The organism is Pseudomonas sp. EA_65y_Pfl1_P113 (assembly GCF_963970525.1).
GTDB classification, from domain to species: domain Bacteria; phylum Pseudomonadota; class Gammaproteobacteria; order Pseudomonadales; family Pseudomonadaceae; genus Aquipseudomonas; species Aquipseudomonas tritici.
In genome coordinates this window covers 14,677-38,892 of record NZ_CAXAQM010000010.1, presented here as the reverse complement: position 1 = coordinate 38,892, position 24,216 = coordinate 14,677, and the positions used below count along the sequence as shown (strand labels likewise).

Here is a 24,216-nt window from a genome sequence, read left to right as displayed (position 1 = left end):
CGTTATTCGGCGTGGTCTATCCATTTGGCAGGCTGGCGGCATGGATAAATGCCTCATCCAGACTGTCACCACCGTATGTGCTCATGAAGCTTTGCGCGTCTGTGAAACGGTTGAATCGCCGCTGACTAAGCATGTAAAAGTCATCGCAATGCATGACGATTTCATCAACGTTGTGCGACGAAACCAGCACCGCGACACCTTCCGCCGCCGCCCCCTTCAGGCATCGCCAAATGTGATAACGAAACTCAGGGTCTACACCCGCCGTGGGTTCGTCCAGTATCACCAGGTCCGCGTTGGCGCAGAGCAATGACAAAGTAAAAAACCAACGCTTTTCTCCGTAGCTACAGAGGGAGGATTTTTTGTTCCAAATGTCGCAATACCTTTCTGCAATGCCGGGGCTCCATTTTCCGATCCTCTCCAGAGCGTGCTGTTGAGTGACCTTTGTTTCGGAGCAAAAGAGCATGGTCATTTTGAAGATGTCGAACATGCGGAACACGGGGGGCGTGTTGATGATTTGCGACAGGTAAAGCAGTTTGGAAAAAGAGTTGTTTATCTCACCGCCAGCAATCTTCTTCAGGCCACAAATCACATCGAAAAAGGTAGTTTTTCCGGAGCCATTAGGGCCCAGCAACCCTGAAATGGAGCCCGCCTCAATTGTCAGAGTCGCATGATGCAACAAAATATGAGAGGCATACCTGACGTCAAGTGAGTTTACGATAAGCCGCTTCATCAATAACGACTCCATACGGGATTGATAAGTAAAAAGCGAAACATCAAAAAGAAAGAAACCACCAACAAAACGACAACCATCAAAACAACCAACCAGCACTCCGCCAACCCGACTAACATAACCTTGTTTGCCCACCACTTTGGATTAAAAAAAACTAACGATGACAAAGGCTGGGCGGGAGGAACCCGTACCTACAATCCCGAGCGCCAACATCGCCAGTGACAACATGGAAAAGACAGTACTCGCATTCTGAAAACCCAGCGGCACCAGCGTCAGCAATAGCGAAGGTATGGCAAAAATAAGAAAACAAACATAAAACCGCACAACCACAACCAAGTATTCAGCGCCATTAAAAACGCCAAAAGAATAGCGTGTGAGCACATAGAAAACAGTGCAATACAGTACGGCGACAACCGAATACGCGAGAAACTGCCCAATAAGAAAGACAACCCTTGTTCGGCCCGTATAAACGAATGACCGCAGAAAGCCACTTTCCCTCCGGCCCACTATGTAGAACGCCAGACCAAATAGCGCCACACTTGACGCTACAAAAGCGTAAAACCAGGAAGTGCTGGACAAATAATCGACAGCGGTATCACTCACTGGAGCCTTGGTGTAGGTGATCAAATAGTAGGTCACCACAGGAGATACCACTGTCCAAAATAATGCAACAGGCTCTTTCAATTGTTCCTTTATAAAGAGCGCCGCGAGTGAACATGGCGCGAACAACAAATACTGATTCATTATTCACCTCACGGAACGGGACCTTTCTTTCTAATACTCAACCGCTTACCAACCCGCAAAAAAAAAAACACTCTAGCCCTCCCGGAGAAAACCGCAACAGTTATAAATATTTAGCGCAGGACAGTTGACGATTTTAATAGGAAGTTTCACTCACCACTTTCGGAATACTAACAATTTCACAAAGTACCAAAGTTTCTTCCAGCCTTCCTCATCAAATACGACCTTTTATAAAATCAATACGATACGACTCACCAAATCATAAGAAACAGAAAGCTCCAACTCAGGTGTTTTTTGTAAGATGAGGACTATTCCTACAAGCACGCATAAAACAATCCGACAAATGGCACCATTCATATCGCGCCTGAATAGATAGGTAACCCTAACTTGACTCCGCTTCGTCGTTCAGCAGCGAGCTAGTCTTATGGACTGGCAACCCCCTCACCTGCTCCTGCACCGCCCGCCCCTCGGCCCGATTGCGAATGAACCCAGCCCGGGTGAACCGTTCCAGAAACGGCACCGGTAACGACGTGCCCGGTGTCACCGCAGGATGCTCGGCCACATCCCCAAACAAGGTGTAAGCCGCACTCGGCAAGTGCCGGGTGTTGAGGTCGCTGGTCAGCCGTCCTTCCTGCAATACGATCGCGCGGTTGGTGACCCTTTGCAGGTCGGACAGGCGCTGGGATATGTAGAGGATGGCCACGCCTTGTGTGCGCTGACTGTCGACCAGGCCAAGCAGGCGTTCGGTGTCGGGTTCCGGCAAGGCCGCGGTGTGTTCGTCGGGCTGTTGGTGCACGGCCACAATGCCGACTCGGCGTGCCGACAAGGGCGAGCTAAAGCGTTGGCGCTGCCCATCGACCCACGGTTCACCGGCATCCGGTGCCAGGGTGCTGCGGAGGATTGTTACGCCCGAATTAAATGCGTTGCCTCATCAACAACTCAATAGCTGAATCGCATAGCAAAAAGACTTTGAGTTATAGGTTCCTTATCAGCAGTTGGTTGATTGCTAGGCTGACGGTGAGCCGCTGAAACGATTAAAAAGCTGTAGGACATTGGCTATGTTTAGCCGCTGCCGGATTTCACGATCACCTCAAAAAAGTAATTATTACTTAATTATCAATACGTTAAATAACCTCAGAAACATCTCTAGGTTTTTCGCGTCCGGAATTGTCCCTCAGAAACGTCGAATTAATGACGTGGTTTTTATGGCACTTTGTATCGATCGTTTCCGCCACATGCGTAGGACGAATCCCCTAGCCAACTACAATTTCGAGTACCCACTCTGGTGTGTGAGCCAAGGATCGCCCCGCAAAGGCCAGAGAATTTGTAGACGGTTTTCGACATCAAGGATGAGATGGCAATGAGTTTGACCCGCAGTATTGCAAACACCCAAAGCCCGAATTTCTATGCCGAAATGGGCGAGTTGATTGCCAACAGTGGCCACGCGGACTTCGCCGCGCACATGCTGCACCTGGTGGACAAGTGGGTACCGATCCACCTGGTGGACCTCAGCGAATGGACCCTCGACGAGCTACGCAACCGCGTGCTCGATATCACGTTGCTCGGCAGCGCTGGCCAGACGCAGGATCTGCCGCCGCCCCTGCCCCTGAACTCCATGGACGACCACCCGTTGCTGCGGGAAATGCTCGGCATGCAGGACCCGCTGCTGATCCAGCTAAAGGCCAAGGCTAAAAGCGCGTACCCACGCGGCAACTCGCACCAGTGCAACCTGGTGTCGCGCCAGGGCAACCGGCGCTGTGTGATTTCGTTTTATCGTCCGCCCAACCATCGCGGGTTTTCCCTGGCCGAGTTGTCGTTTCTCAAGTGCCTGTCGGACACTTTGCTGCCACTGATCGAGTGCCATGCGCAGAGCCTGCGCCAGGCGCCGCACGCCGAAGTCGAACCGGCCCACACGTTGCTGGAACAATCGCAATTGCAGCGTGAGTTCTACCAGCGCCTGTCCCTCGGCGACATCACCCTCTCGGCACGCGAGCAGGAGGTGTGCCTCGGCCTACTGACGGGCGGCACCGTGCCGCAGATGGCGGAAAAACTCAGCGTGAAGAACAGCTCCATCGAAACCTACCTCAAGCGCGCCGCTGCCAAGCTGGGCGTCAGTGGCCGGCATGGTTTGGCCAAATGGATGATCGGTGCTTGATGAGTAAATTGAGCGCATTCGCGATGGTAGGGATGCTCAGCGGTTGATCGCAGACTATCAAAGGCCCGAGGTATTTCAGGCACAGTAGCGTATCCAGCGCGCCCACCCGTTCCCGGGGTCCTGCTGCAATGCCGCCCGGATATCCTCCCGACCAAACACCGCTACCGCGGCGACATCGACAGCAATCCTACGTCCCTTGATGTAAAGCGTTGGAGGCCCCGTGGGATGAGGCACTTCCTGTGGTGAGGGGATTTGTTGCGCTCACTGTCGTGAAATCACAGCCTCAGCCTCAATCTCGATCAACCACTGCGGCAACGACAACCCGCTGACAATGATCCACGAAGACGGCGGAGGGTTGTGCGCGAAGCGCTCACGCAGCGCTTGGGCAATCGGCTCCTGCTGGTCACGCGCTGACTCGACGATATACAGCCACAGTATCACCACATGGGACAGATCGCCGCCGACCTCGGCCAGAACCTTTTCGATATTGTCCAGGGCGGTCGCGGTCTGCTCAGCGATGCCAGGGCCGACAGTACGCTCCTGGGCATCCACGCCCACCTGGCCGGAAAGCAGGATGCGCCGGCCTTCCGGTACTTCCAGTGCCTGGCTGAAGCCATATTGCAGGGAGTTGAACACGGTTGTGGGATTGATGACTTTTCGCTGCATGACGAGTCCTTGTTGTCGGTGGGAAAACAAGGCTAACGCACTGGGTTGGGGCAATCTGGTGATTCAATATCTGGCAACATTTCAACCATCATGCCCGGGACCCTTGTAGTGAGCGGGCTCGCCCCGCGCTGGGGGGCGAAGCCGCCCCAAACAAGGCAACGCAAAACTCACCTGACACAGCGCGGGGATCCGTTTTGGGGCGGCTTCGCCCCCCAACGCGGGGCGAGCCCGCTCACTACAAATATTCAGTGACCAAATCGCGGAGGTTCACTGTAAATCGCGAGCTAGCGTTAATGTTCCTAAGCACTATTCCTGGAGCAACGGATTGCGCCCAAAACCTCAAACACATCGCCTGCGTCACGGTCGCTACTCAGAACACGGACGTAGCTATCTCATTACCATCGTCGTTCACCACCGCCAGCGTTTGTTCGCCGACCTGTTCCTGGGTCGCCTGATGGTTGCCGAGTTCCGACAAGTTCATGAACTTGGTTGGTCGATTCCACGGCATGGGTAATTATGCCTGACCATATTCATTGGCTGTTTGAGTTGAAACAGCAGACGTTGGCCGACGTTGTCCGGCGCATCAAGTCACGCAGTGCGCTGACGATTAACAGGCGTCGCAGAAGCAAGGAACGCGTCTGGCAACCTGGTTATTACGATAGGGCTGTGCGTGTAGAGGATGATATTCGTACGATGGCGCGCTACATCGTGGCTAACCCGTTGCGAGCAGGCCTGGTTGAGCGGGTAGGCGATTACTCACTGTGGGATGCTGCCTGGCTCTGACAGCGCGCCGATGGGCAATCATCGAGATGACCAACCCGTTGCTTCCCAATGCGTCCTACGGCACGAAACAGCCTACCAATGCCCCACCTCAGCGCCAACGCCGCCGGGCGGCGGATCACGTGCTCCACGGTCACCGTCCACAAGCGCTGGGCGCCTTCAAACAAGGCCACGTGCGGGCCGTCGAGGATCAGCGAGGTCCGCCCGGCAACCTGCAACACATCCCCCGAGGCAAAATCGACAAACAGCAACCCCGCCAGCGGGTTCACCTGCAAGTTGCCCAGGGTGTTGAAGAACAGGTTGCCGGCGAAGTCGGGGATGGTCAGCACGTTGCCTTCAACCCGCACAAAGCCGGTGTTACCACCGCGATGGGAGACGTCCACCGAGCGTTGGCCGTCCACGTCCACGTAGCTGGCGACAAAAAACGTGTCGGCGTCGCGGATCATCGCTTGTGCCGCGTCGTCCAGGCCATTGAAGCGTTCCACCTGCGTGCCGGGCTTGCGCGCGATGGAATCGATCGGCCGCAGTTGGATGTACTTAGGGCAATTGCCGAAGGTGTGCACCACGTCGACCGAAAAACCATCGTGATCGCGCCCGCTGATTCGCCCATTCATGCGGTTGCGACGGCGGGTGTTGAGGTCGATGCCCAGCACGCCCACCGACGCGCCGTTGAGCAAAGCGTTGCGGGCAGGATCGCCCGCAGACGGCAGGCTATCGATCTGCAAGGTCTGTGGGCGTGGCGAGTGGACAAAGCCCGGCGCCCCTTCCACCATCGTCGCCCAGGGAATGCCCTGCTCGTCCACCGCGCCCAACATCAGGTAAGGCAACAAGGGATAGAAATCCCGATGCTGCTCCGGCAGATGATCACGAATCACCTTGGGCCCGACCACGGCCATGCGTTCGGCCACGCCAACCGCTGCTTGCATCTGCCGTTCGCCGGCATGCCAGGGAGTTTGTTCGATCAGGTTCATGGCGAGCACCTCATGTTGGATACCTCGATGCTGCGCCTTGCCAACCACCGAGGGAATAACCACTCCGGGCAATCCACTATTACGCCAGTTGAAAGGCTGGATGCTCGCGCAGCGCAGCCACGCAGTGGTCGACAAAACTGCGCACACGCATCGGCGCATTGCGACCTTCGCGATACACCACGTGCACCGGCAGCGACGGCGGTTCGTAGTCCGGCAACACCTGCCGCAGTTGGCCCTTGAGCAGATGCTCGTGAACCGGATAGCTCAGGCAGCGAATCAGCCCCGCCCCGTGCACGGTCGCATTGATCGCGCCCTGCACCGTGGCGCAGTTCAGGCGCGCGCGGGTCTTGAGCTGATAGCCATGGAAATCCCAATACACCTGATCGGCACTGGCAATCAGCCGATGTAGCATGAGGTCATCCGGGTGCAGGGGTTCGCCGTTGGCCGCAAGGTAATCGGGACTCGCGCAAAGGATAGGCCGCACCCGGCCCACCGGCCGTGCAATCAACGATGAGCTGGGCAGTTCGCCGACGAGGATCGCCACATCCAGTCCCTCTTCATGCAGGTTCGGGTAATAGTCATGGTAGTGAGCAACGAGGCGCACCTCGGGGTAGCGGTCCATGTAGTCGGCCAACACTGGCGCCATCACATAGCGGCTGAACAGGAATGGCAAAAACACCCGCAGATTGCCCTCGGCCTGCACATGCAACCCTTTGGCCGAGGCTTCGGCGGCGTCCACGGCGGTGAGCAGGCCCACGCAGTCGACCAGGTAGGCGCTGCCAGCGTCGGTCAGGCTAACGCCGCGCGTACTGCGCTCAAGCAACGGCACGCGCAAACGCGCTTCCAGGCGTGCAATCGCCCGCACCAGGGTGGGCCCCGACACCCGCGCATCCCGCGCCGCCGAGGCCAGGCTCGGTTGTCCGGCCAGCGCGGCGAACAGTTGCATATCGCGATAACGCGCCATCAGCTGCGCCGTTTCATCGCCGGGTTAAGGGCGGCGTCCTGGCTCAGGCGATGGCTGAGAAAGTCGACAAAGGTGTTGATCTTGGCAGGCACGCGGCCGCTTCTCTGGAACACCACCTGAATGGGCAAGGGTGCCGGCTCGAAGGCTTCCAGGACAATTTCCAGCTCCCCGGCGGCCACCGAGGCTGCGACTTGATAGGACAGTACCCGCGTCATGCCCCAGCCCAGCCTCGCCAGGTTGATCGCGGCATTGTTCGCCGAGACGACCAGGCGCGGCTCAATAGGCACCGTCAGCGGCTGATCCGCGTCGACAAAATTCCACTCACTCACCAATTGGCTGGACGACGTGGCAATCTTGGCCTCACGCACGTGCGACGGATGCCGGGGCCGCCCGTGCCGGTCGAGATAGGCCGGCGATGCACACACCACCCGACGAACTTCGCCGACCTTGATCGCCTGTTGCCCCGGCTCGTGCAGATGGCCAATACGCACCGCCACATCGACGCCTTCGTCGCTCATGTTGACCACGCGGTCGACCAGCAAGGCGTTGATGTTGACCAAGGGAAACCGGTCGAGGTACTCCCCCAGCACCGGCGCCACATACAGCTCGCCAAATAGCACCGGCGCGGTCACCGTCAGGTGGCCACAGGGGATGGAATAACTGCCCGCCGCCGCTTCCTCGGCTTCATTGAGTTCCGCCAGGATGCGCCGACAATCTTCCAGGTAACGCTGGCCGGCTTCGGTCAGGTGCAGGCTGCGGGTGGTGCGTGCCAGCAGTTGAGTGCCGATGCGCGCCTCCATCGCGGCGATGGCCCGTGTCACGCTCGGGGGTGAGGTTTTCAGGCGGCGCGCGGCGGCGGCAAAGCCCTCCTCCTCGGCCACCGCCAGGAACACCTGCATTTCATGAAATCGATCCATCGGTGGCCCTCTTGAACGTTACTGTGACTGCAAACCTACCGCCGTGCGCGGCATGCCGACAAAGCCCGGCAACGCCTCGATGCTGGCGAGCCAGGCACGCAGATGAGGGTAGTCGGCCAGCGATACATTGCCTTCCGGCGCATGGGACACGTAGGTGTAGAAAGCGATATCGGCAATGGTCGGTTGCTCGCTGGCCAGGAAGCGGCTTTGGCTCAGTTGTGCTTCGATCAACTTCAGCAAAGCGTGGGATTTGGTAATGGCAGTGACAGTGTCGACCTCGGCACCAAACACCAGGGCCAACCGTGCTGTGGCGGGCCCGGCGTGAAGTTGACCGGCGGCAACCGAGAGCCAGCGCTGCACGCGGGCCTGCCCCAAAGGGTCGCTCGGCAGCCATTTTCCTTTGCCGTATTGGGTCGCCAGGTAGAACAGGATTGCATTGGAATCGGCCAACACAGTGCCGCTGTCGTCAATCGCTGGCACCTGGCCGAAGCTGTTGACCGTGGCAATAAAGTCGGGGGCTTTGTGGGCGCCTTGCTTGAGGTCCACGAGGATATAGTCGGTGGGCAGCCCCAGCAGGGACAGCATCAGCTCGACCCGGTGGGAGTGGCCGGACAACGGGAAACCATAGAGTTTGATCATGAGAAGCTCCAACAGCGTGGGGTATCGACGCCCCGCATGTTCCACCGCTGCCCCGACCGCAGGAATCACCAGGATTTACAATCCAGTATTTCATCCGGCGAAACAATCACGCGCCGGATAATGCCACGATCAGGTTGAACAAGGTGGTCTTCACCGCACTGTCCAGCTCGGTCCAAGCCAAACCAGTAGTGGCCTGAAAGGCGCCCAGCTCCATAGGCCGCGACACGCAATTGGACGGCAGCGCCCGTGCCGCCTGCTGCGGCAGCACCCCAACACCCAGCCCTGCGGAGACCAGCGCGAGCATGGTGGTAAATTCGCCCAGCTCAGAAGCGATCTCCAGGGGCATGCCCACGGCCTGGATAAATTCGTCGTAGAAACCCGGCGCATAGCGTCGCGCGAGAATGTACACCGGCACCCGAAGCAGATCGGTGGGGTGGATCGACGGCTTCAACGCCAAGGGATGATCCATCGGCAACGCCACACAAAAATGCTCGTGCAACACCGCACGGGTCTGTACGCCGGGGTGACTGGCGGGCAGGCGCATCAGGCCGAAGTCCAGCAGGCCGCGCTTCAGCGCGGCAGCCTGGTCGGGGCCGGCCATGTCCTTGAGCTCCAGCTCGATACGCGGGTATCGCCGGTGCACCGTGCGAATCAATTCCGGCAACAACTGCGGCAGCACCGACGACACAAACCCCAGGCGCACCCGGCCGATTTCGCCGCGATTGGACGCCCGCGCCGCGTCCGCCGCACGCGCCGCCTGATGCAAAGTGGCCTGGGCCTCAGGCAGAAACACGCGGCCCGCATCGGTCAGGGTCACCGAATGGCGATTGCGATCCAGCAGGCGTACGCCCAGGCCACTTTCCAGCAATTTGATCTGCATGCTCAACGCCGGTTGCACAATCGACAGCTGCGCCGCCGCCCTGCCGAAATGCAGCTCTTGGGCGAGCACCACAAAGGCGCGCAAGTGCTTTAGCTCCATCAAGCTTCCCCGGTTATCACAGATGTTGATCACCCGATCATAAATGAACATTGGACCCACTGCCTGTACTGGAGTGAACTGAGGCCAACCAAGCAGGACATCATCGGGTTTTGCTGATAACAATAAGCGCGTCAGGAGCAACCGCCCCATGCACAACGTTTTAGACCACTTTCGCCTCGATGGCCGGCTTGCGCTGGTCACTGGTTCCAGCGCCGGTATCGGCCTGGCGATCGCCCGCGGCCTGGCCCAGGCCGGTGCGCGGGTGGTGCTCAACGGGCGCAACCGCAGTACCTTGCGCGACGCCGCCGCACTGTTGACGCTGGAAGGCCTCGAGGTGCACACACAGGCCTTTGATGTGACCGACAGCGCGGCCATCCAGGCCGCCGTAGCGAACATCGAAGAACGCCTCGGCCCGCTGGATATCCTGGTGAACAACGCCGGCATGCAACGCCGTGGCCCGCTGGAAGACTACAGCGAGCAGCACTGGCGCGAACTGATCAGCACCAACCTCGACAGCGCCTTTTTGGTCGGCCAGGCCGTGGCGCGGGCAATGATTCCGCGCAAGCGTGGGCGCATCATTAATATCTGCTCGGTGCAAAGTGAGTTGGGCCGCCCGGGTATTGCGCCGTACGCGGCGAGCAAGGGCGCGCTGAAAATGCTCACCAAGGGCATGGCCATCGATTGGGGCCCCCATGGGCTGACGGTCAACGGGATCGGGCCTGGGTATTTCAAGACCGAGCTGAACGCCAATCTGGTCGCCAATCCGCAATTCAGCGACTGGCTGGTGCAACGCACACCGAGCCGCCGCTGGGGTGAGGTGGACGAGCTGGCCGGCGCCGCCGTATTCCTCGCCAGTGACGCCGCCAGCTTCGTCAACGGTCATATTCTTTACGTCGACGGTGGCATCACCGCGTCGCTGTAACCCTGGAGAATTGTATGCACGCCATTGTCTGCCATGCCTCGAAAGACTTGCGAGTCGACCGCCGGGACGAACCACAGCCCCTCGCCCCCGCCCAACTGCGGGTACGCATCGCCCGGGGCGGTATCTGCGGCTCCGATTTGCACTACTACCAGCACGGCGGCTTCGGCACCGTGCGTCTGCGCGAGCCGATGGTGCTCGGCCATGAAGTGTCGGCGGTGATCGACGCGGTGGGCAGCGATGCCGGGTCGTTCAAGGTCGGGCAACGCGTTGCGGTATCCCCGTCGCGCCCCTGCGGTGGTTGCCGTTACTGTCATCAAGGTTTGCCCAACCATTGCCTGAACATGCGCTTCTACGGCAGCGCCATGCCTTTCCCGCATATCCAGGGCGCGTTTCGCCAAAGCCTGGTGATCGAGACCCATCAGGCCCATCTGCTGGCCGATGAAGTCAGCCTGGCCGAAGGGGCGTTGGCCGAACCCTTGTCTGTGGGTTTGCACGCGATCCAACGGGCCGGCGCAGTGTTCGGCAAGCGCGTGCTGGTGACCGGCTGCGGTCCGATCGGCAACCTGTTGATCGGTAGCCTGCTCGCTGCTGGCGCCGCTGAAATTGTCGCTGTGGACCTGTCTACCAGCGCCCTCGCCTGCGCTGAAAAAATGGGGGCCACGCGCACCCACAACCTCGCTGGCGGTGCCGATGCGCTGAAACGCTACACCACTGAAAAAGGCTATTTCGACGTCATGTTCGAAGTCTCCGGCAGCGCCCAGGCCCTGCGCAACGGCCTGGAATGCATCGCGCCGCGAGGCGTGCTGGTCACCGTGGGCTTGGGCGGCGACGTGTCGCTGCCGCTCAATCTGCTGGTGAGCCGCGAGATCGACCTGCGAGGCACCTTCCGCTTCCACCCGGAGTTCGCCCAGGCGGTGGACTTGCTCAACCGCCGGATCATCGACGTGCGCCCGGTAATCTCCCATACGGTGCCATTTGAGCAGGCGCTGCAGGCGTTTGAACTGGCGGCGGACAAGACGCAGGCGATGAAGGTGGTGTTGGATTTCGGCGTGCCTGATCCGGGAGTGCAGCCCTCCCAACAACACTGAGCCCCTACTCCCACAGTGTTCAGTGGCGTTCCCGAGGCCATCAGCGCTCTTGCAAACGATCGCGCAAGAACCGATGGCTTGGGGAAAACAACCGCCGATACGTCAACAGCACCGCCCCCACCGTGCCCAACGCCGACGAGGCCGCAATCAAGAACATAATCACGATCTGATACCGCACCGCATCCACCGGGCTCTCTCCCGCCAGCACCTGCCCGGTCATCATGCCGGGCAGGCTGACGATGCCCACCACGGTCATCTGGTTCAGCGTCGGGATCATCCCCGCGCGCACCGCCTGACGGATGGCTTCCTGCGCCGCTTCCCAGCGTGAGCCGCCGAGGGCCAGGATCATTTCAATGGTGTTGCGCCCTGAGGTCAGCTCCTGGGTCATGCGTTCGATACCCAGCGATACGCCAGTCAGGGTGTTGCCGAGGATCATGCCGAGAATCGGGATCGCATACTGCGGCTCGTACCACGGATGGATACGGATCACCGCAAACAGGCCCACCGCCGTTACCAGCCACGAACTGCCCCACACCGACAGGATGCTGTCGACGCGCTGCCCCCGATAAGTCCGCTGCCCACGCCCCGCTGCCGAGAGACCGGCGATCAGTGTCATGGCGAACATCAACGGCAGCACCACGTACCAGTAGGCAAACTCGAACACCCAGCCCAGCAGGTAACCGATGGCCAGCAGTTGCACCACGGTCCGCGCCGCCGCCCATAGCAACTGGCGCTCCAGGCCCAGGCGCAACAGCAACGAGAGCGCACCGTTAATCAGGATCAGCGAGGCGGCGATGCCCATGTCCAGCGCGGTGAGGTTTTGATAGTTCATGCCGGTGTCACTGCGCTCAACACGCCAGCACTCATCTGCAAGTGGATGTCGCTCATGCGCCGGGCCTGGTCGAGGTCGTGGGACACCCAGATAAAGGCCCGTGTGAGATCGCCGGCAAACCACGCATCGATCAACGCTTCCACCTCGCGCGAGGAAGCTGGATCAAGGGCGGCGGTGGGTTCGTCGAGCAACAGCACTTCGGGGTTGAGTTGTAAGGTGCGGATCAGCGAAACCACCTGGGATTCACCACCCGACAGGTCGACGGCGCGCTTGGCCAGAAAATCCGGGGCCTTGCCGGCGTGCCCGAGCAGTGTGGTGACCGCCGCCAGATCGAAGCTACGCTTGCGCGAGGTCTTGAGGCTGAAGGGAAAGCGCAGGTTGTCTTCCACCGTGCCGTCGAGCAGCGCCGGGCGTTGGGACAGGTAGCTGATATGGCAGCGGTAATGGGGAATCTGCGCATTGCCGATTGGCTGGCCGTTCCACAGGATCTGCCCGGACGTGGGCGCATCCAGCAACGCCAGCGCGCGCAGGAACACACTTTTTCCGGAACCGGACGCGCCGGTGATCGACACGCGGTCGCTGGCGGTCAAGCTGAAATCGGTGGGCTGGAGCAAGGGCACTTGGCGGCGCTCGTCCATGCGTATGAGGGCGCGGGTTTCGATCAGTGCGCTCATGGACGCGGGGCTCCTTGTAAATCCTGATAGACGCAATGGTGAGGCAGACGCACGAAGTTTTCATGAAAAAATTCAAACTATCGCCACCCACGTCGTTCACACCATCACGTGCAACGTTCAGTAGGAGGCAACATGCAATACCGACAACTGGGCCATTCCGGCTTGCTGGTGTCCGAAATCATCCTGGGCACCGTGCCTTTTGGCGGCCGCGCAGAGTTTGAAAAATGCGGATCGGTGGACGTGCCCCAGGCCAAGCGCATGTTCGATATCGCGTTCGACGCGGGTGTGAACATGGTCGACACCGCCGATCTCTACTCCCACGGGCTGGCCGAAGAAGTGGTCGGTAAAGCCCTGGGCGACAAGCGCCACGACATCCTCCTGGCCACCAAGGGCCGCAGCCCCGTTGACAAGAACCCGAACAACTCTGGTTCCTCGCGCTATCACTTGATCCGTGCGTGTGAGGCCAGTTTAAAACGTTTGGGTACCGACCATATCGACCTTTACCAATTGCACAATTGGGACGGTATGACGCCCATCGAGGAAACCCTCGAAGCGCTGCGGTTGCTGGTGGGCTCGGGCAAAATCCGCTACTTCGGCACCAGCAACTTCACCGCCTGGCAGATGATGAAAACCCTGGGCAAAGCCGAGCTGCATGGCATGCTCAAGCCCATCACCCAGCAGATCTACTACACCCCGGAATCCCGCGAAGCCGAGTATGAGCTGCTGCCACTGGCGCTGGATCAGTCAGTGGGCACCCTGGTATGGGGCCCGATGGGCGAGGGTTTGCTGACCGGTTCCACCCGTCGCGGGCACAAACCGCCCGCTAACACCCGTCAGGGCAGCGATTGGCCGGAACCCTATGTGCACGACCAGGAGCGCGCCCTGGACATTATTGAAACCCTCGCTGCTGTCGGTGATGAACACGGTGTCTCAGTTGCCCGCACGTGCCTGGCATGGCTCAAGGATCGACCGGGGATCACCTCGCTGATTGTCGGCGCGCGCACCGAAGAGCACCTGCGTGACAACCTTGCGGCGACTGAACTGAAACTCACCGAAGAGCAGTCTTTGCGCATCGAGGCGGTGACACGTCGCCAGCCGCTGTACCCGTACTGGCATCGTTTCACCGCCGGTATCGACCGCTTTGATCCGGCGGAACAGCCGTTTCTGGCGGAGCATCAGAAGACCCTGGATGCGCGCACCGACAAGTAGCGCGGGCAGGTGACACACCGCAGAGCAAAAACTGTGGGAGCGGGCCTGCTCGCTTCCACAGTTTGATCAGCGTGCCCTCGGGAATTTGCAATCGCGCCTTACACTGCCTATATTTCCCGCCTGGCGCTCTCTACGCCACCTTCCGCGGAAAGGGCTGCGCCCAAGACCCTGCAACACCCTCTTTTGTCTACGACTCCCAACCTTAAAGCGGAAAAGGTTTGTGCAAGGAGCTCGTATGTCCCACCACGTCAACACCGATGGCCGCCTCAACCTTGGGCAGCAGCGCAAGCGTGCCAAGGAACTGCTGCCGCGCCTGAGAATCCAGGATCCCGCCGCCACCTTGTCCCAGGCTCAATGGCAGATCGCCAAGCAGTTGGGTTTCAGCAGTTGGCCCAAGCTCAAGGCCCACGTCGATGCGATCGACTTCGCCGCTCGCCACCCCGACTTCGCTGCCAGCGATGAAGCCCGCACCACGCACTGGCGCTGCGGCAATGACATCGCGCATAGCCTACAGATAGCGGGGTTCAAGGGACACTTCCAAATGCTCACTGACCCACTGTGCATGGGGCCGGTCCGCGACGTGCCCAGCGAAGCATTCCGCGCCCTGCGCAGCACGTTTATCAGCCAGGCCTTCGCCCTCGACGAAACGGAGGTAGCGCGCCGTGTCGCCGATGAATACGACCAGCTGCAAGCCTTGACCAGCACCGATCACAGCGTGCTGTGGTGCGAGGCGGATGCCTACGACCAACTGTTCCTGATCCGCGCACTCGCAGGTCTTGAGCAGGCGCCGCGCAAGCTGGAGCTGATCGAAGTCGACCGGATCCCAGGTGTCGAACGTTTTATCGGCATCGGCCAATTGGCACCCGATGTGCTGGCCTGGCTTTGGCCGCAACGGCGTTTGATCGACGATGACGCGGTGCAATTGGCCAAACAGGCCTGGTCGGCGTATTGCGAACCGTCACCCGAAACCTTGGCGGAACTGGCCCACGGCACACATGCCGCCTTACCGTTGCTGGCGCCCGCACTGTTACGCCAGTTGCAGGAGCTGCCGGGCATCCGGGATGGTTTATCGCTCACCGAACGCCTGTCCCTGACCTACATTGCCGAAGCCGGGCCGGTGCCGTTTGGTCGGGTGTTTGCCGAGTTGATGGCCAAGCGCGAGCCGCTGCCGTTCCTGGGGGACATGATGTTCCATGCGCTGATGCGGCCGTTGATTGATGGCAAGCATCCGTTATTGACCGAGACAGAACCGGACCGGGACTGGCCTCGACGCGAATTAACGCTGACGCCATTGGGGCATCAGGTGCTGAGCGGCGACAGTTATTGGCTCGACCACGCCAGCCATGCGCGCTGGGTCGGCGGTGTGTGCTTGAGACCTGGCCGCCCCCATTGGGCGATAGACGGCGCCATGCCGAGCTGGCGTGGCTGACGTCCGTTACCGCTTAGGCGATAAGCCGATCGCACAGGTAACCACCACCGGGTCGCCCTGGTAGGTGATTCGCGTAGCGATCGACAGCTTGCTCGCACGGGGCGTCGCCCCGTCCTTGTCAACGGTCCGCAACGTGGGCCGCTCCACATCGACATGATTTCAATCACCGCTTCAAACCGCGCCGGAGCACTGGTTGCACAGGCCGCCGCACCTACAGTGAAACGTGTCACACAGGAATTGGGCGGCAAGTCGCCGAATCTGCCGTCGCCTCACGCATTCGCGCCGGGCAAGTGCACCTGAACTACCCGGCCTGGAACCCCAAGGCGCCCTTCGGAGGTTACAAGCGCTCGGGAAATGGGCGCGAGTACGGTATCTATGGTTTTGAGGAATACCTGGAAACCAAAGCCATCGTTGGCTTCGGCTGATACACGTTACCGACTGGCGAGCGTCAAGTCCGGGAGCGGCAGTGCCGCTCCCGGCTCAATGGCATGCCGCGCCGGGGCGCGACAACAGCCACATCGAACAACCCGCCTGCTTAGCGACGTGCGCTGACCGCCGACGCATCGTTGGACACAATCACTTCCACGCGGCGATTCAACTGGCGTGACGGCGCACTGAGGTTATCGGCGACCGGGAACTGCTTGCCGTAGCCCATCACTGCAATACGTTCAGCCCCGACGCCGAGGCGTTGCAGGCCACGGGCAACCGCTTGGGCACGGCGCTCGGACAAGCTCTGGTTGTAAGCATCGCCACCGGTGCTGTCGGTGAAACCTTCAACGCGTACCTGACGCTCCGGGTTCTGCAACAAGAAGTTTGCCAGCCGCTGGAAGTCCCGTTGGCTGCCCGGTTTCAATTCAGCCTTGCCGGTATCGAACAGCACATCGCCAAAGGTGACGACCTGGCCACGTTCGGTAGGCTGCGCTTTCATCGCCTGCAAGGCCTTGAGCTGCGCAGTGCGAACGTCGAGCTGCACCTGGGTACGGTCGACGGCGATGTTGTCGAGTTGAGCATCGGTTTTGCGACCGACGATGGTCTGCTCGGCGAGGGCGATTTTCTGCGTCGCGAGGTACGCGAGCTGATCGATCTGCGGGTCAGTACGGCTGTGCAGGGACAGTTGGTTGGCGCGGTCCAGTGCGTTGGAGGCGATGCGCGTTTCAACCGCCGCCAGGGTGCTGGACTCAGGCTTTTGCTGCAGGCTGGAGAACTGGCTGCGCGCTTGCAGCAGTTGCGGGTTTTCCGGTGGGGTAGCGCAGCCGGCCAAGGCCAGGCCCAGGGCCGAAAGAACAGGAATGACGAGAGTGGCACGCATGGCAAGATCCTCAGTGGGTAGTCGCGGGGGCGTTGAGCATTTCCTGTTTGAGCACCTGGATGCCCTCCCGCGCCTGCTTCAAGACTTGTTGTTTACGCACCGCAGTGGCCTTGGCTTCGGCCAGGCCGGCATCGGCTTCGATCTGATCGGCCAAGGCGTCGACCTGAATGTAATTTTTTTCGCCGATGGCTTGCTCCATGCGTGCCAGTTTGTCCTGGGCAGTTTTCATCTCCAGCGGGGCGAACTGGGTCGCTTGCGCTGCCAGGGCGCGCCCAACCGAATCACGCGCCAGGGAGATTTTTGCCGCAGGCGGCTGCGGCGTAGCACAGCCTGCCAATGCACCGGCGACGATCACGGCCCAGGCCGAGCGGCGCAGGCGTTTGCTCACACTGGTCATCTTCATGTGTTGACTCCTAAGCATGTTCTTATGGCTGCAGGACCGATGGAGCGGCCCTTGCCGTCTCGCTTGCGATCAAACGAGCGCGCCATCCTAGGAGGAAAAATACGGACTGAAAGAATGAAAAATCCCATCTATCTGTAGGATTTTTCTCAGAAAAATAACGGGAGCCAGGTGCATATTTTGCCCCGTCGATCAATCAGTTGCTCTGTGATTGAAACAATAAGGCCATACGCAAATGAAAATTCGGCGCGCGGGTAATCCCGCGCCCGTATTTTTAGCGTGTTAGGCGTGACTTATTGAGCTGGCCGAAGCAACTGCATCTGCTGCCGATAATCATCCGTGACCTGCCGCGCCTGGCTGCTGCTGGTGATCACCCTCGGCGTGATCAACACGATCAGCTCGGTACGGTCCTTGGACTTACTGGTATTCCCAAACAACCACCGCAACCCCGGAATCTTCCCCAGATACGGCACCGCGCTCACCGACTCCGCATTGTCCTGCTTGATCAACCCCCCCAGCAGCACCGTCTGCCCACTCTGCACGGCCACCTGAGTCGACACCGACCGCGTGGAAATACGCGGATTAGTCTGCGTGTCATTACTCGACGACGCCTGATCCTGGGCATCACTGACCTGCTGCTGGATATCCATGTACACCAGGCCACCCGGATTGATCCGCGGCACGACGTCGAGGATCACCCCGGTCTGCACATATTCAACGCTGCTCAAGGTGGTGTCGGAGGTGCCGGTGTTGACCGTGGTCTGGCTGATGGGAATGTTGTCGCCCACCTGAATCTGCGCCGGCTGGTTGTTCATCACCACCAGCGACGGCGCCGACAGCACTTGGGTGCGGCCGTTGGTTTCGAGGGCGTGCAAGGCGACTTGCAGGTTGGAGCTGACGAAGGAGTAGAACAACGAGTCCGCTGCCCCCAGGCCCCCGCCGCCACCGCCAAGGGCGCCCTGGCTGCCGGCGGTGTTGCCCACGGTGGTGCTGGTGGAATTGCCGGCCAGGCGGCCCAGGTACCACTGCACGCCAAGGTCCAGTTCGCCGGTGAGTTTGACTTCGAGGATGCGCGTCTCGATCTGTACTTGCAGCGGCGGGTTGTCGAGGCGTTTGATCGCCGATTCGATCTCTTTCCACTGCACCGGGCGCGTGCGTACCAGCAGTTGGTTACTGCTTTTCTGCGCGGTGATGCGGGTGCCGGCGTCGAGGCTTTTGGCCGGAGCGTCTTCGCTCATGCCCTGCTCGGCGTTGTCCTGCTCGGCTTGCGGGCCCTGATCCTCTTCATCCGCGGCGGGCTGGCTGTTATTCAGGTTGTTACTCAGGCCGCCAGGCGTGCTGCCGGACGTGCTGTTAGTGCCCGGCGAAGACAGGGTCGCCGTGCGTAAACCGGGGGCAACTTTGGCGGGGGTGTCATCCTTGATCGCGCCCGTGCCGTAGATCTGCCGCAGGTACTTGGCGAGGTCGGTGGCCTTCATATTGCGCACATCGTAGACGTACATCTGCGGCTCGTTGCCGCCGCCTTCATCGATGGTGTGAATCCAGTCGCCCACTTCACTGAGGTACTGCGGCTGTGACGAGATCGCGACCACCGAGTTGGTGCGCTCGATCGGCAGGAACCGCACCATGCCCGCCAGAGGCATGCCGCTGTCGGGGCCGAACATCTTTTGCAACTCGGGCATCAACTCGGCCACCGAAGCACGTTGCAGGCCGAACACGCCCACCGACATGCCCTTGAGCCAGTCCACATCAAAGGTGTCGATGGTGTCCTGGTAATTGGCCAATTCCTCTGGAGTACCGGCCAGGCTCAGCACATTGCGAGCCGGGTCGACCAGCAAGAATGCATTCTCGCGGGCGAACGGCTTGAGCAGTTTCTGCATCTCGGTGGCCGAGATGTAGCGAAGCGGAAACAGCCGCGCCGACAGGCCGCTGGAGGGTTGAGACACACGCATCTCTGGCACCAGCTTGCCCGCCACCGCCTGGTTGGCGGGCAGGATCACATAGCGGTTGCCTTGCTTGATCATCGCGTTGTCGGTCCACGACAACAGGGTTTCCAGAATCGACAAGGCCTGCTGCTTGTTCACCGGTTTGGAGGTGGAAAAGCTGACGTTGCCTTTCACACCCTGGGCGATGCTGTAGTTTTCGTGCAGCAGGTCGCCCATCACGCTGTTGATCACCGCCTCGATCGGCTGGTCGGCGAAGTTGAACACAATGTCACCACTGCCCTCCTCCTTGATCGCCGGTGCTGCTGCCGGCGCGCGCACGAACTGCTGACTACCACGAATCAACTGGCGTTGAGGGGGTGTCTTCGCCTGGGGTTGGCCGCTGTCGACCGGGGGCTGTTCGCTGGCCGGGTCCACTGGCGGGCGTTGCGAACCGGTGCCTTGCATCGCCTCGTGCAACAGGGCTTCGTCCGGGTCGAGATGATCAGGAAATGTCCCGCAGCCACCTATGGAAACGGCGGTAGCCAGGCAAAACACGGTGGTGCGCAAAGCGCCGGGGAAGGAATCGATCAAGGGGCGGACTCGTGAGGAAGGGTAATCGGGGGTGTCGTGGACGGCGCGGGCAAACGCGGCGCGCGCAGGCTCAGGGTCTGCGTGCGGCCGTCAAGCACAAAGCGCGCTTCGCGGGCTGTCAGTTGTTCCAGGCGCCAGCCGTTGGGCAGGGTCTGGTCCTGGTGGACTTTCAGCGGCGGGCCGTCGCTGCGTTTGAGCAGTGCAACGCGCAGGTTGCCCTTCAGGACGATGCCGGTCAGCGTCAGGCTCGCCAGGCTGGAGACGGCGGCCTGGCCGACCGCACGATCAGGGCTGCGGTCGGGGCTGAACAAGGGGGCTTGCCAGGTGCCGGCGAGGCTTTCCAGGGTCGCACTCGGGGCCACCAGCGCGTTGGCCGAGGTGTTGGCGCGCGCATCGGGATCAGGCGTCGGCAACCACTGCGGCGCATCGCCAATGCTGCTGAGGATGCCAACCATCAACAGGCCCAGCAGCGAAGCCACGCAGAGCAATAGCCATTCCAGAGGACGCAATGCAGGGATCATCGGCGCACCTGCTGTGCGGCGGGCGGCTGCAGGTAGCCGCGAACCAGCAAATGTACAATCAGCTGGCCGGCACCGCCACTGGCGGGTGCGTTGGGCGGGCGGCGGATACTCATCTCATCGACAAACAGGAACGGCCGCTGGTACTCCAGTTCATGCAGGATCGCGGTCAAGGGTTCGATGGCGCAGTTGAGGGTCAGGCTGACTTTGACCTGGCGATACGGCTCGGCGTCATCCTGCTCCGGGGTGATGGGCATGCGCTGGGTCAGGCTGCAGCCGCCACCGAGGCCGGCGCGGCTGTTGATCAGGTCGGCGATGCGTTGCATCAGGTCGGCCGCGACTGCGCTGGGGTCATCGCCGGGCAACAGGCTGGTGCTGCTGGCCGGGTCCTGCCGTGCGAGCTCAAGCTGTTGGCGCAGGCCATCGCCCTGGCGCAACACACCGGCGTAGCGTTGTTGTTGCTCACGTAGCTGCTCGGCCTCCTCGCCCATGTCGCGCAAGGGGCCGGCGAACCAGCTGTCGATCAACAGCCAATAACCCACGCCAAGCACCAGGGCCAGGCCGATCAGGGCGGCGCCACGGCGTTCACGGGGTGTCAGTGGTCGGCGCATCGGCGGCCTCCTGGTGCAGGTGGGCGCGCAAGGAAAACTGATCCTTGCCGGTTTGCGCATCGGGTTGAATCACCCCTTCGAACTGGGCGTTTTCCAGGCTGTGGCAGCCCTTGATCCGCGTGATCAAGGCACTGGCCTTGGCGCTTTGCCCGGAGAAGGACACGTCGGCGCCATCATTGACCTCCAACTGGTCGATCCAGGTGTCGGATGGCAAGCAAGCGGTCAGCTCGTTGAGCAGCGCCGACAACGGTGGTTGGGCTGCCTTGCGGCGGATCAGGTACTGCGCCGCGCCACGAGTAGTGAGCAGTTGCTGGCGCAGGGCGTGGACCTCGGCAACCTGGGCTTTCTGCTCGCGCACGCTGTGCTGCATGGCCTCGAGCACGCGCTGGCGATCGTTGAGCCACAGCAGCATCGCGGCAATCAGTAAGGCTCCGCACAGCCACGGCAGGCAGCGCTGCAAGCCTTTGCCTTGTGGGCGCTGGCGCGGTCGCAAGGGTGCCGGCAGCAAGTCGATGCCCATGGGTGTGCCTGCGCCAGTGTCCACATCCACCGCATGGGGGTGCAATCCGAGGGCCGCACACTCATTGAGAATCGGGTCCAGGCGCTCACGCAGGATCGCCACCAGCGTGACGTGCACGTGCGTGGGGGTGCGGCGTTCCTGACGCACGACAAAGTACAGTTGGGCGGCGTCAAACGGAGTAAAGCGGTCTAGCTCATAGCCGACCACCGTGGCCAGGTTGCGCGCCGCCGCCGGGGGCAATTGCAGGGTTTGCACCAGCACCGCATCGGGCGCCAGCAGCAACACCTGGCGTGCTGCGCCAGCGGGTTTTGCCACGGGTGCGGTCAACGGCCAGCGATAGCGGTGCTCGGGAATGTCTTGCAGCGACAGCCACGCCGGCAGGCAGCCACGCAGTTCCTTGAGCCACAGGCGCCAGCCCAGTTGCAGCAGGCTGCCGCGCCAGCGTTGGGTGATGGGCTCCGTCAGCCATTGAAGCCGTGCGGTTAAGGGTTCGTTCATTCTTGCCAACGTAGGACTCGATAAGGTTGTGCGCTGCCTTGCGCGGGGCTCAATAACACCGTGGCTTGCAACCGGGCGTGGTAACCGCCGGGCCGTTGCGCACGGCTGCTGACCACCAGCACTTCGCCGGGGTCGGCCCCTATCGCGCTCTGGCGCGGCAGGTTCAGCGCGCGGCGCATCAAGGCACTGGCGAACGCCGGATCGGGCCGATCCAGGCCGCTCCACAGGCTGATCTCGGGCACCAGTGCGCTGTACAGGGCCTGGGTCATGCCCGGCAGTTGCCGCAGTTCTTCGACTACCCGAAACGGCGCCAGACCCTGGTTGCGCCGCACTTCCAAGTCCCTGGCGAGCTGGCTGGCCTGGGCTTGGGTGGCGCCGCAGGCCAGGGCCAGGCGGGCGAAGTCGGCGACCTCGGCGCTGTTCAAGTACAACTTGCCGCGCTCGCTGTGCAGGCTCACGTGCAGCTGTGCATCGTCAAACGCCAGCGGGATTTCTCGCCCGTCGGCCACCCACTGCTTACGTTGCATCGGGTCGGCCAGCCCTTGCATCGCAAGCGCCACGCCTGCCTCGGCGGCCAACACGGCCTGCGTGTGCTGGCGGTGCCAGGCGGCCTGGCGCGTTTCCAGTTGCACCCAGCCGGCCAGGCCGCCCAGCAACAGGCTGAGCAACGCCAGCACCCACAGCACCAGCAACAGGGCCACGCCACGCTGATGCCTGATCATTCCGGCGCCCCGCCCGACAGGTTCAAGCGCAACGCAACCACCTGGGTCACCCAGGGCACCGGTCCATTCACACGGGCCTCGATGCGCACCGCATAAGGCAAGCGCTTGGTCCACGGCCACTCGCTGATCCAGCCGGTGGCCTGGCCCTTGGGCGACAGGCCGCGGTAGCTGAATTGCAGGTCCTCGACCCCCTTCAATAACACCTGCGGCTCACTGCGCGAGGCCGGCACGCTGACGTGCGCCGCAGATTCAAACTGCGCGAACGCCACCTGTAAATCGCGCTGCGCCTCGGCGCCGGCCAACTGCAAGGTGAAGCGCTGGATCCCGCCACCAAGCACGCCGGGCAAGGTGGCGACAAACTGCATGCGCTGCGGGCCACCGGCGAAAAACCCATCGGTCTGACTGTCGTCCTCGGTCACGTCCAAGGGCAACGCCTCGCTGATGGAGGTACGCAAAAACTGCTGCGCGGCGCGCATTTCATCCAGGCTGACCGTGTAGCGCTGCGCCTTGAGCACCGCACGATTGGCCCCCAGCAACGCGCCGCCGACGAGCACCAGCAAGACGCCCAGCAAGCTCAGCACGATCATGATCTCGAGCAAGGTGAAGCCCTGCTGACGCGGCTTCACAGGCCGGCCTTGTCGCGGGCTGCGCGCAGTTTCAAGGTACTGAAACTGGCGTGGCGCGGGCCTTCACTGACGCTGAGGTCGAGCCGAAACAGCTGTGGCTGGCCGATACGGGTGGGCTGCCGGGCAATACGCAATTGCCAGGCGACGCCGTCCAGATCGCCGTAGCGCACACCACTGACCAACGGCCCAGCGGCTTCCTGGTCCAGCACGCTGATGGCGGCGTGGGTGAGTCGGTCGCTGTGCGCAACCTGCAACAGCGACCGCGCGCTCTGGCCGAACGCAACCAGCAGCACGCTGCTGCAGATCGCCATGAGTGTCAGCGCGGCGAGCATCTCCAGCAACGTGAAACCGCCCTGGTGCTTCATGGCAGCGCCTTGGACTGCACGCTGCCGGTCAGCCAGCCGATATCGATGCGCCAACGCCGGCTGCCATTGGCCAGCAGCAAATTGCCGCCGGTGGAGCTGCCATCGGGGTAGAACTCCACAGCAGAGCCTGCGTGCTCGGCGGTGTGCAGGGTCACTTGCAGGTCGGCCGGCCAGTGTTTCAACGGTCGACCCGGCGCCTGGAAGCTCAACGCGCGCAGGTCGAACAGCGTTTTTTCGGTACTGCCGCTGACAATCGCCCGCGCCCGCGTGGCGCGCAGCGCCTCGACCATCTGCCCCACGGCCTGACGCTCTTTCGCCGCACGCAGGCCTTGTTGCAGGCCAAACCCCACCAACCCGGCCGCGATGCTGATCAAAACGATCACCACCAGCATTTCCAGCAGAGTAAAGCCGCGTTGGGGGCTGATCATGGTCGCG

At 61.3% G+C, this 24,216-nt stretch carries 27 protein-coding genes and 2 pseudogenes; 8 read left to right on the top strand and 21 right to left on the bottom strand.

All coding sequences use genetic code 11. From position 1 onward, the window contains the following. Nucleotides 1–16: 16 nt before the first annotated feature. The 3 genes from AACY52_RS11755 to AACY52_RS11745 form a co-directional block, all read right to left on the bottom strand. Nucleotides 17–730, bottom strand: coding sequence for an AAA family ATPase (locus AACY52_RS11755; protein WP_339418048.1), 714 nt, complete (start codon nucleotides 728–730; stop codon nucleotides 17–19). Between the two features lie 144 nt (nucleotides 731–874). Beyond that, nucleotides 875–1,474 (bottom strand): ABC transporter permease, encoded by a 600-nt coding sequence (locus AACY52_RS11750; protein WP_339560509.1) that lies wholly within the window; start codon nucleotides 1,472–1,474, stop codon nucleotides 875–877. Between the two features lie 379 nt (nucleotides 1,475–1,853). Then, complete coding sequence (locus AACY52_RS11745; protein WP_339427875.1) at nucleotides 1,854–2,273, bottom strand: hypothetical protein; 420 nt, start codon at nucleotides 2,271–2,273, stop codon at nucleotides 1,854–1,856. 558 nt (nucleotides 2,274–2,831) lie between these two features. On the opposite strand from AACY52_RS11745, the gene AACY52_RS11740 reads away from it, so the two are divergent. Then, on the top strand, nucleotides 2,832–3,626 hold the full coding sequence (locus AACY52_RS11740) for a helix-turn-helix transcriptional regulator (RefSeq protein ID WP_339418053.1): 795 nt from the start codon (nucleotides 2,832–2,834) through the stop codon (nucleotides 3,624–3,626). Nucleotides 3,627–3,887: 261 nt separating this feature from the next. Here AACY52_RS11740 and AACY52_RS11735 read toward each other — a convergent pair whose 3' ends face one another. Further along, the gene (locus AACY52_RS11735) at nucleotides 3,888–4,292 is read right to left on the bottom strand and encodes a Rid family hydrolase (RefSeq protein WP_339427876.1); all 405 of its coding nucleotides are present in this window, start codon (nucleotides 4,290–4,292) and stop codon (nucleotides 3,888–3,890) included. A gap of 325 nt (nucleotides 4,293–4,617) precedes the next feature. On the opposite strand from AACY52_RS11735, the pseudogene AACY52_RS11730 reads away from it, so the two are divergent. After that, nucleotides 4,618–5,075, top strand: a pseudogene (locus AACY52_RS11730) (transposase). Here the strand turns inward: AACY52_RS11730 and AACY52_RS11725 are convergent. From AACY52_RS11725 to AACY52_RS11705, 5 genes are all read right to left on the bottom strand, one after another. Beyond that, on the bottom strand, nucleotides 5,045–6,043 hold the full coding sequence (locus tag AACY52_RS11725; RefSeq protein WP_339418058.1) for a pyridoxamine 5'-phosphate oxidase family protein: 999 nt from the start codon (nucleotides 6,041–6,043) through the stop codon (nucleotides 5,045–5,047). The pseudogene AACY52_RS11730 and the gene AACY52_RS11725 sit on opposite strands and share 31 nt — an antisense overlap. 79 nt (nucleotides 6,044–6,122) lie before the next feature. Further along, on the bottom strand, nucleotides 6,123–7,007 hold the full coding sequence (locus AACY52_RS11720; protein ID WP_339560508.1) for a LysR family transcriptional regulator: 885 nt from the start codon (nucleotides 7,005–7,007) through the stop codon (nucleotides 6,123–6,125). Beyond that, on the bottom strand, nucleotides 7,007–7,924 hold the full coding sequence (locus AACY52_RS11715; protein WP_339427878.1) for a LysR family transcriptional regulator: 918 nt from the start codon (nucleotides 7,922–7,924) through the stop codon (nucleotides 7,007–7,009). Before AACY52_RS11715 ends, AACY52_RS11720 begins: the two co-directional genes overlap by 1 nt. 18 nt (nucleotides 7,925–7,942) lie before the next feature. Further along, entirely contained in the window at nucleotides 7,943–8,563 is a 621-nt protein-coding gene (locus AACY52_RS11710; RefSeq protein WP_339437184.1) for a glutathione S-transferase, read from the bottom strand. A 106-nt stretch (nucleotides 8,564–8,669) separates the two neighbouring features. Next, the gene (locus tag AACY52_RS11705) at nucleotides 8,670–9,542 is read right to left on the bottom strand and encodes a LysR family transcriptional regulator (protein WP_339418063.1); all 873 of its coding nucleotides are present in this window, start codon (nucleotides 9,540–9,542) and stop codon (nucleotides 8,670–8,672) included. A 148-nt stretch (nucleotides 9,543–9,690) separates the two neighbouring features. Here AACY52_RS11705 and AACY52_RS11700 point away from each other — a divergent pair, with 148 nt between their 5' ends. Next, on the top strand, nucleotides 9,691–10,464 hold the full coding sequence (locus AACY52_RS11700; protein WP_339418064.1) for a glucose 1-dehydrogenase: 774 nt from the start codon (nucleotides 9,691–9,693) through the stop codon (nucleotides 10,462–10,464). A 14-nt stretch (nucleotides 10,465–10,478) separates the two neighbouring features. Continuing rightward, nucleotides 10,479–11,552, top strand: coding sequence for an L-idonate 5-dehydrogenase (locus AACY52_RS11695; RefSeq protein ID WP_339560507.1), 1,074 nt, complete (start codon nucleotides 10,479–10,481; stop codon nucleotides 11,550–11,552). A gap of 40 nt (nucleotides 11,553–11,592) precedes the next feature. Here AACY52_RS11695 and fetB read toward each other — a convergent pair whose 3' ends face one another. Together fetB and AACY52_RS11685 are read right to left on the bottom strand one after the other, a co-directional pair. Further along, complete coding sequence (gene fetB, locus AACY52_RS11690) at nucleotides 11,593–12,384, bottom strand: iron export ABC transporter permease subunit FetB (RefSeq protein ID WP_339418069.1); 792 nt, start codon at nucleotides 12,382–12,384, stop codon at nucleotides 11,593–11,595. Next, nucleotides 12,381–13,058, bottom strand: coding sequence for an ATP-binding cassette domain-containing protein (locus AACY52_RS11685; RefSeq protein WP_339418070.1), 678 nt, complete (start codon nucleotides 13,056–13,058; stop codon nucleotides 12,381–12,383). The genes fetB and AACY52_RS11685 overlap by 4 nt, the downstream gene beginning before the upstream one ends. Before the next feature lie 132 nt (nucleotides 13,059–13,190). On the opposite strand from AACY52_RS11685, the gene AACY52_RS11680 reads away from it, so the two are divergent. The 4 genes and pseudogenes from AACY52_RS11680 to AACY52_RS11670 all read left to right on the top strand — a co-directional run. Next, nucleotides 13,191–14,267, top strand: a complete 1,077-nt coding sequence (locus AACY52_RS11680) for an aldo/keto reductase (RefSeq protein WP_339427880.1) — start codon at nucleotides 13,191–13,193, stop codon at nucleotides 14,265–14,267. A 235-nt stretch (nucleotides 14,268–14,502) separates the two neighbouring features. Then, on the top strand, nucleotides 14,503–15,696 hold the full coding sequence (locus AACY52_RS11675) for a DUF1835 domain-containing protein (RefSeq protein WP_339427881.1): 1,194 nt from the start codon (nucleotides 14,503–14,505) through the stop codon (nucleotides 15,694–15,696). Between the two features lie 153 nt (nucleotides 15,697–15,849). Next, nucleotides 15,850–15,996 carry an aldehyde dehydrogenase family protein gene (locus AACY52_RS32225; RefSeq protein WP_370468022.1) on the top strand — a complete coding sequence of 49 codons (147 nt, stop codon included), beginning with the start codon at nucleotides 15,850–15,852 and terminating at the stop codon, nucleotides 15,994–15,996. After that, nucleotides 15,957–16,121, top strand: a pseudogene (locus AACY52_RS11670) (aldehyde dehydrogenase family protein); the annotation flags it as partial. The gene AACY52_RS32225 and the pseudogene AACY52_RS11670, both read left to right, overlap by 40 nt. Nucleotides 16,122–16,231: 110 nt before the next feature. On the opposite strand, the gene AACY52_RS11665 reads toward AACY52_RS11670, so the two are convergent. The 10 genes from AACY52_RS11665 to AACY52_RS11620 all read right to left on the bottom strand — a co-directional run bounded on the left by AACY52_RS11665 (nucleotide 16,232) and on the right by AACY52_RS11620 (nucleotide 24,209). Further along, a complete protein-coding gene (locus tag AACY52_RS11665) occupies nucleotides 16,232–17,005 on the bottom strand; it encodes an OmpA family protein (protein ID WP_339493748.1) in 774 nt (257 codons plus the stop codon). A 10-nt stretch (nucleotides 17,006–17,015) separates the two neighbouring features. Continuing rightward, entirely contained in the window at nucleotides 17,016–17,408 is a 393-nt protein-coding gene (locus AACY52_RS11660; RefSeq protein ID WP_339420951.1) for a DUF4398 domain-containing protein, read from the bottom strand. Nucleotides 17,409–17,698: 290 nt separating this feature from the next. Beyond that, nucleotides 17,699–19,921: a type II secretion system secretin GspD gene (gene gspD, locus AACY52_RS11655; protein ID WP_339560506.1), complete on the bottom strand. Its 2,223-nt coding sequence runs from the start codon at nucleotides 19,919–19,921 to the stop codon at nucleotides 17,699–17,701. Then, a complete protein-coding gene (locus AACY52_RS11650; RefSeq protein ID WP_339420953.1) occupies nucleotides 19,918–20,442 on the bottom strand; it encodes a hypothetical protein in 525 nt (174 codons plus the stop codon). Before AACY52_RS11650 ends, gspD begins: the two co-directional genes overlap by 4 nt. Further along, on the bottom strand, nucleotides 20,439–21,050 hold the full coding sequence (gspM, locus tag AACY52_RS11645; protein WP_339420954.1) for a type II secretion system protein GspM: 612 nt from the start codon (nucleotides 21,048–21,050) through the stop codon (nucleotides 20,439–20,441). The genes AACY52_RS11650 and gspM overlap by 4 nt, the downstream gene beginning before the upstream one ends. Next, the gene (locus tag AACY52_RS11640; RefSeq protein ID WP_339420955.1) at nucleotides 21,025–22,068 is read right to left on the bottom strand and encodes a type II secretion system protein GspL; all 1,044 of its coding nucleotides are present in this window, start codon (nucleotides 22,066–22,068) and stop codon (nucleotides 21,025–21,027) included. The genes gspM and AACY52_RS11640 overlap by 26 nt, the downstream gene beginning before the upstream one ends. After that, a complete protein-coding gene (locus tag AACY52_RS11635; protein ID WP_339420956.1) occupies nucleotides 22,065–22,790 on the bottom strand; it encodes a type II secretion system minor pseudopilin GspK in 726 nt (241 codons plus the stop codon). Before AACY52_RS11635 ends, AACY52_RS11640 begins: the two co-directional genes overlap by 4 nt. Further along, complete coding sequence (locus AACY52_RS11630; protein ID WP_339420957.1) at nucleotides 22,787–23,416, bottom strand: prepilin-type N-terminal cleavage/methylation domain-containing protein; 630 nt, start codon at nucleotides 23,414–23,416, stop codon at nucleotides 22,787–22,789. The genes AACY52_RS11635 and AACY52_RS11630 overlap by 4 nt, the downstream gene beginning before the upstream one ends. Continuing rightward, nucleotides 23,413–23,781, bottom strand: a complete 369-nt coding sequence (locus AACY52_RS11625; protein WP_339420958.1) for a prepilin-type N-terminal cleavage/methylation domain-containing protein — start codon at nucleotides 23,779–23,781, stop codon at nucleotides 23,413–23,415. The genes AACY52_RS11630 and AACY52_RS11625 overlap by 4 nt, the downstream gene beginning before the upstream one ends. Then, a complete protein-coding gene (locus AACY52_RS11620; RefSeq protein ID WP_339420959.1) occupies nucleotides 23,778–24,209 on the bottom strand; it encodes a type II secretion system protein in 432 nt (143 codons plus the stop codon). Before AACY52_RS11620 ends, AACY52_RS11625 begins: the two co-directional genes overlap by 4 nt. Nucleotides 24,210–24,216: the final 7 nt, after the last annotated feature.

Bases quoted from the DNA above. Each gene is read 5' to 3' on its own strand.
- AACY52_RS11665 (WP_339493748.1), bottom strand. From the start codon at position 17,005: ATGCGTGCCACTCTCGTCATTCCTGTTCTTTCGGCCCTGGGCCTGGCC.
- AACY52_RS11635 (WP_339420956.1), bottom strand. From the start codon at position 22,790: ATGATCAGGCATCAGCGTGGCGTGGCCCTGTTGCTGGTGCTGTGGGTG.
- AACY52_RS11740 (WP_339418053.1), top strand. From the start codon at position 2,832: ATGAGTTTGACCCGCAGTATTGCAAACACCCAAAGCCCGAATTTCTAT.
- AACY52_RS11695 (WP_339560507.1), top strand. From the start codon at position 10,479: ATGCACGCCATTGTCTGCCATGCCTCGAAAGACTTGCGAGTCGACCGC.
- AACY52_RS11685 (WP_339418070.1), bottom strand. From the start codon at position 13,058: ATGAGCGCACTGATCGAAACCCGCGCCCTCATACGCATGGACGAGCGC.
- AACY52_RS11720 (WP_339560508.1), bottom strand. From the start codon at position 7,007: ATGGCGCGTTATCGCGATATGCAACTGTTCGCCGCGCTGGCCGGACAA.
- AACY52_RS11705 (WP_339418063.1), bottom strand. From the start codon at position 9,542: ATGGAGCTAAAGCACTTGCGCGCCTTTGTGGTGCTCGCCCAAGAGCTG.
- AACY52_RS11680 (WP_339427880.1), top strand. From the start codon at position 13,191: ATGCAATACCGACAACTGGGCCATTCCGGCTTGCTGGTGTCCGAAATC.
- AACY52_RS11715 (WP_339427878.1), bottom strand. From the start codon at position 7,924: ATGGATCGATTTCATGAAATGCAGGTGTTCCTGGCGGTGGCCGAGGAG.
- AACY52_RS11750 (WP_339560509.1), bottom strand. From the start codon at position 1,474: ATGAATCAGTATTTGTTGTTCGCGCCATGTTCACTCGCGGCGCTCTTT.
- AACY52_RS11625 (WP_339420958.1), bottom strand. From the start codon at position 23,781: ATGAAGCACCAGGGCGGTTTCACGTTGCTGGAGATGCTCGCCGCGCTG.
- AACY52_RS11675 (WP_339427881.1), top strand. From the start codon at position 14,503: ATGTCCCACCACGTCAACACCGATGGCCGCCTCAACCTTGGGCAGCAG.
- AACY52_RS32225 (WP_370468022.1), top strand. From the start codon at position 15,850: ATGATTTCAATCACCGCTTCAAACCGCGCCGGAGCACTGGTTGCACAG.
- AACY52_RS11710 (WP_339437184.1), bottom strand. From the start codon at position 8,563: ATGATCAAACTCTATGGTTTCCCGTTGTCCGGCCACTCCCACCGGGTC.
- gspM (WP_339420954.1), bottom strand. From the start codon at position 21,050: ATGCGCCGACCACTGACACCCCGTGAACGCCGTGGCGCCGCCCTGATC.
- AACY52_RS11640 (WP_339420955.1), bottom strand. From the start codon at position 22,068: ATGAACGAACCCTTAACCGCACGGCTTCAATGGCTGACGGAGCCCATC.
- AACY52_RS11725 (WP_339418058.1), bottom strand. From the start codon at position 6,043: ATGAACCTGATCGAACAAACTCCCTGGCATGCCGGCGAACGGCAGATG.
- fetB (WP_339418069.1), bottom strand. From the start codon at position 12,384: ATGAACTATCAAAACCTCACCGCGCTGGACATGGGCATCGCCGCCTCG.
- AACY52_RS11735 (WP_339427876.1), bottom strand. From the start codon at position 4,292: ATGCAGCGAAAAGTCATCAATCCCACAACCGTGTTCAACTCCCTGCAA.
- AACY52_RS11650 (WP_339420953.1), bottom strand. From the start codon at position 20,442: ATGATCCCTGCATTGCGTCCTCTGGAATGGCTATTGCTCTGCGTGGCT.
- AACY52_RS11755 (WP_339418048.1), bottom strand. From the start codon at position 730: ATGAAGCGGCTTATCGTAAACTCACTTGACGTCAGGTATGCCTCTCAT.
- AACY52_RS11660 (WP_339420951.1), bottom strand. From the start codon at position 17,408: ATGAAGATGACCAGTGTGAGCAAACGCCTGCGCCGCTCGGCCTGGGCC.
- AACY52_RS11620 (WP_339420959.1), bottom strand. From the start codon at position 24,209: ATGATCAGCCCCCAACGCGGCTTTACTCTGCTGGAAATGCTGGTGGTG.
- AACY52_RS11700 (WP_339418064.1), top strand. From the start codon at position 9,691: ATGCACAACGTTTTAGACCACTTTCGCCTCGATGGCCGGCTTGCGCTG.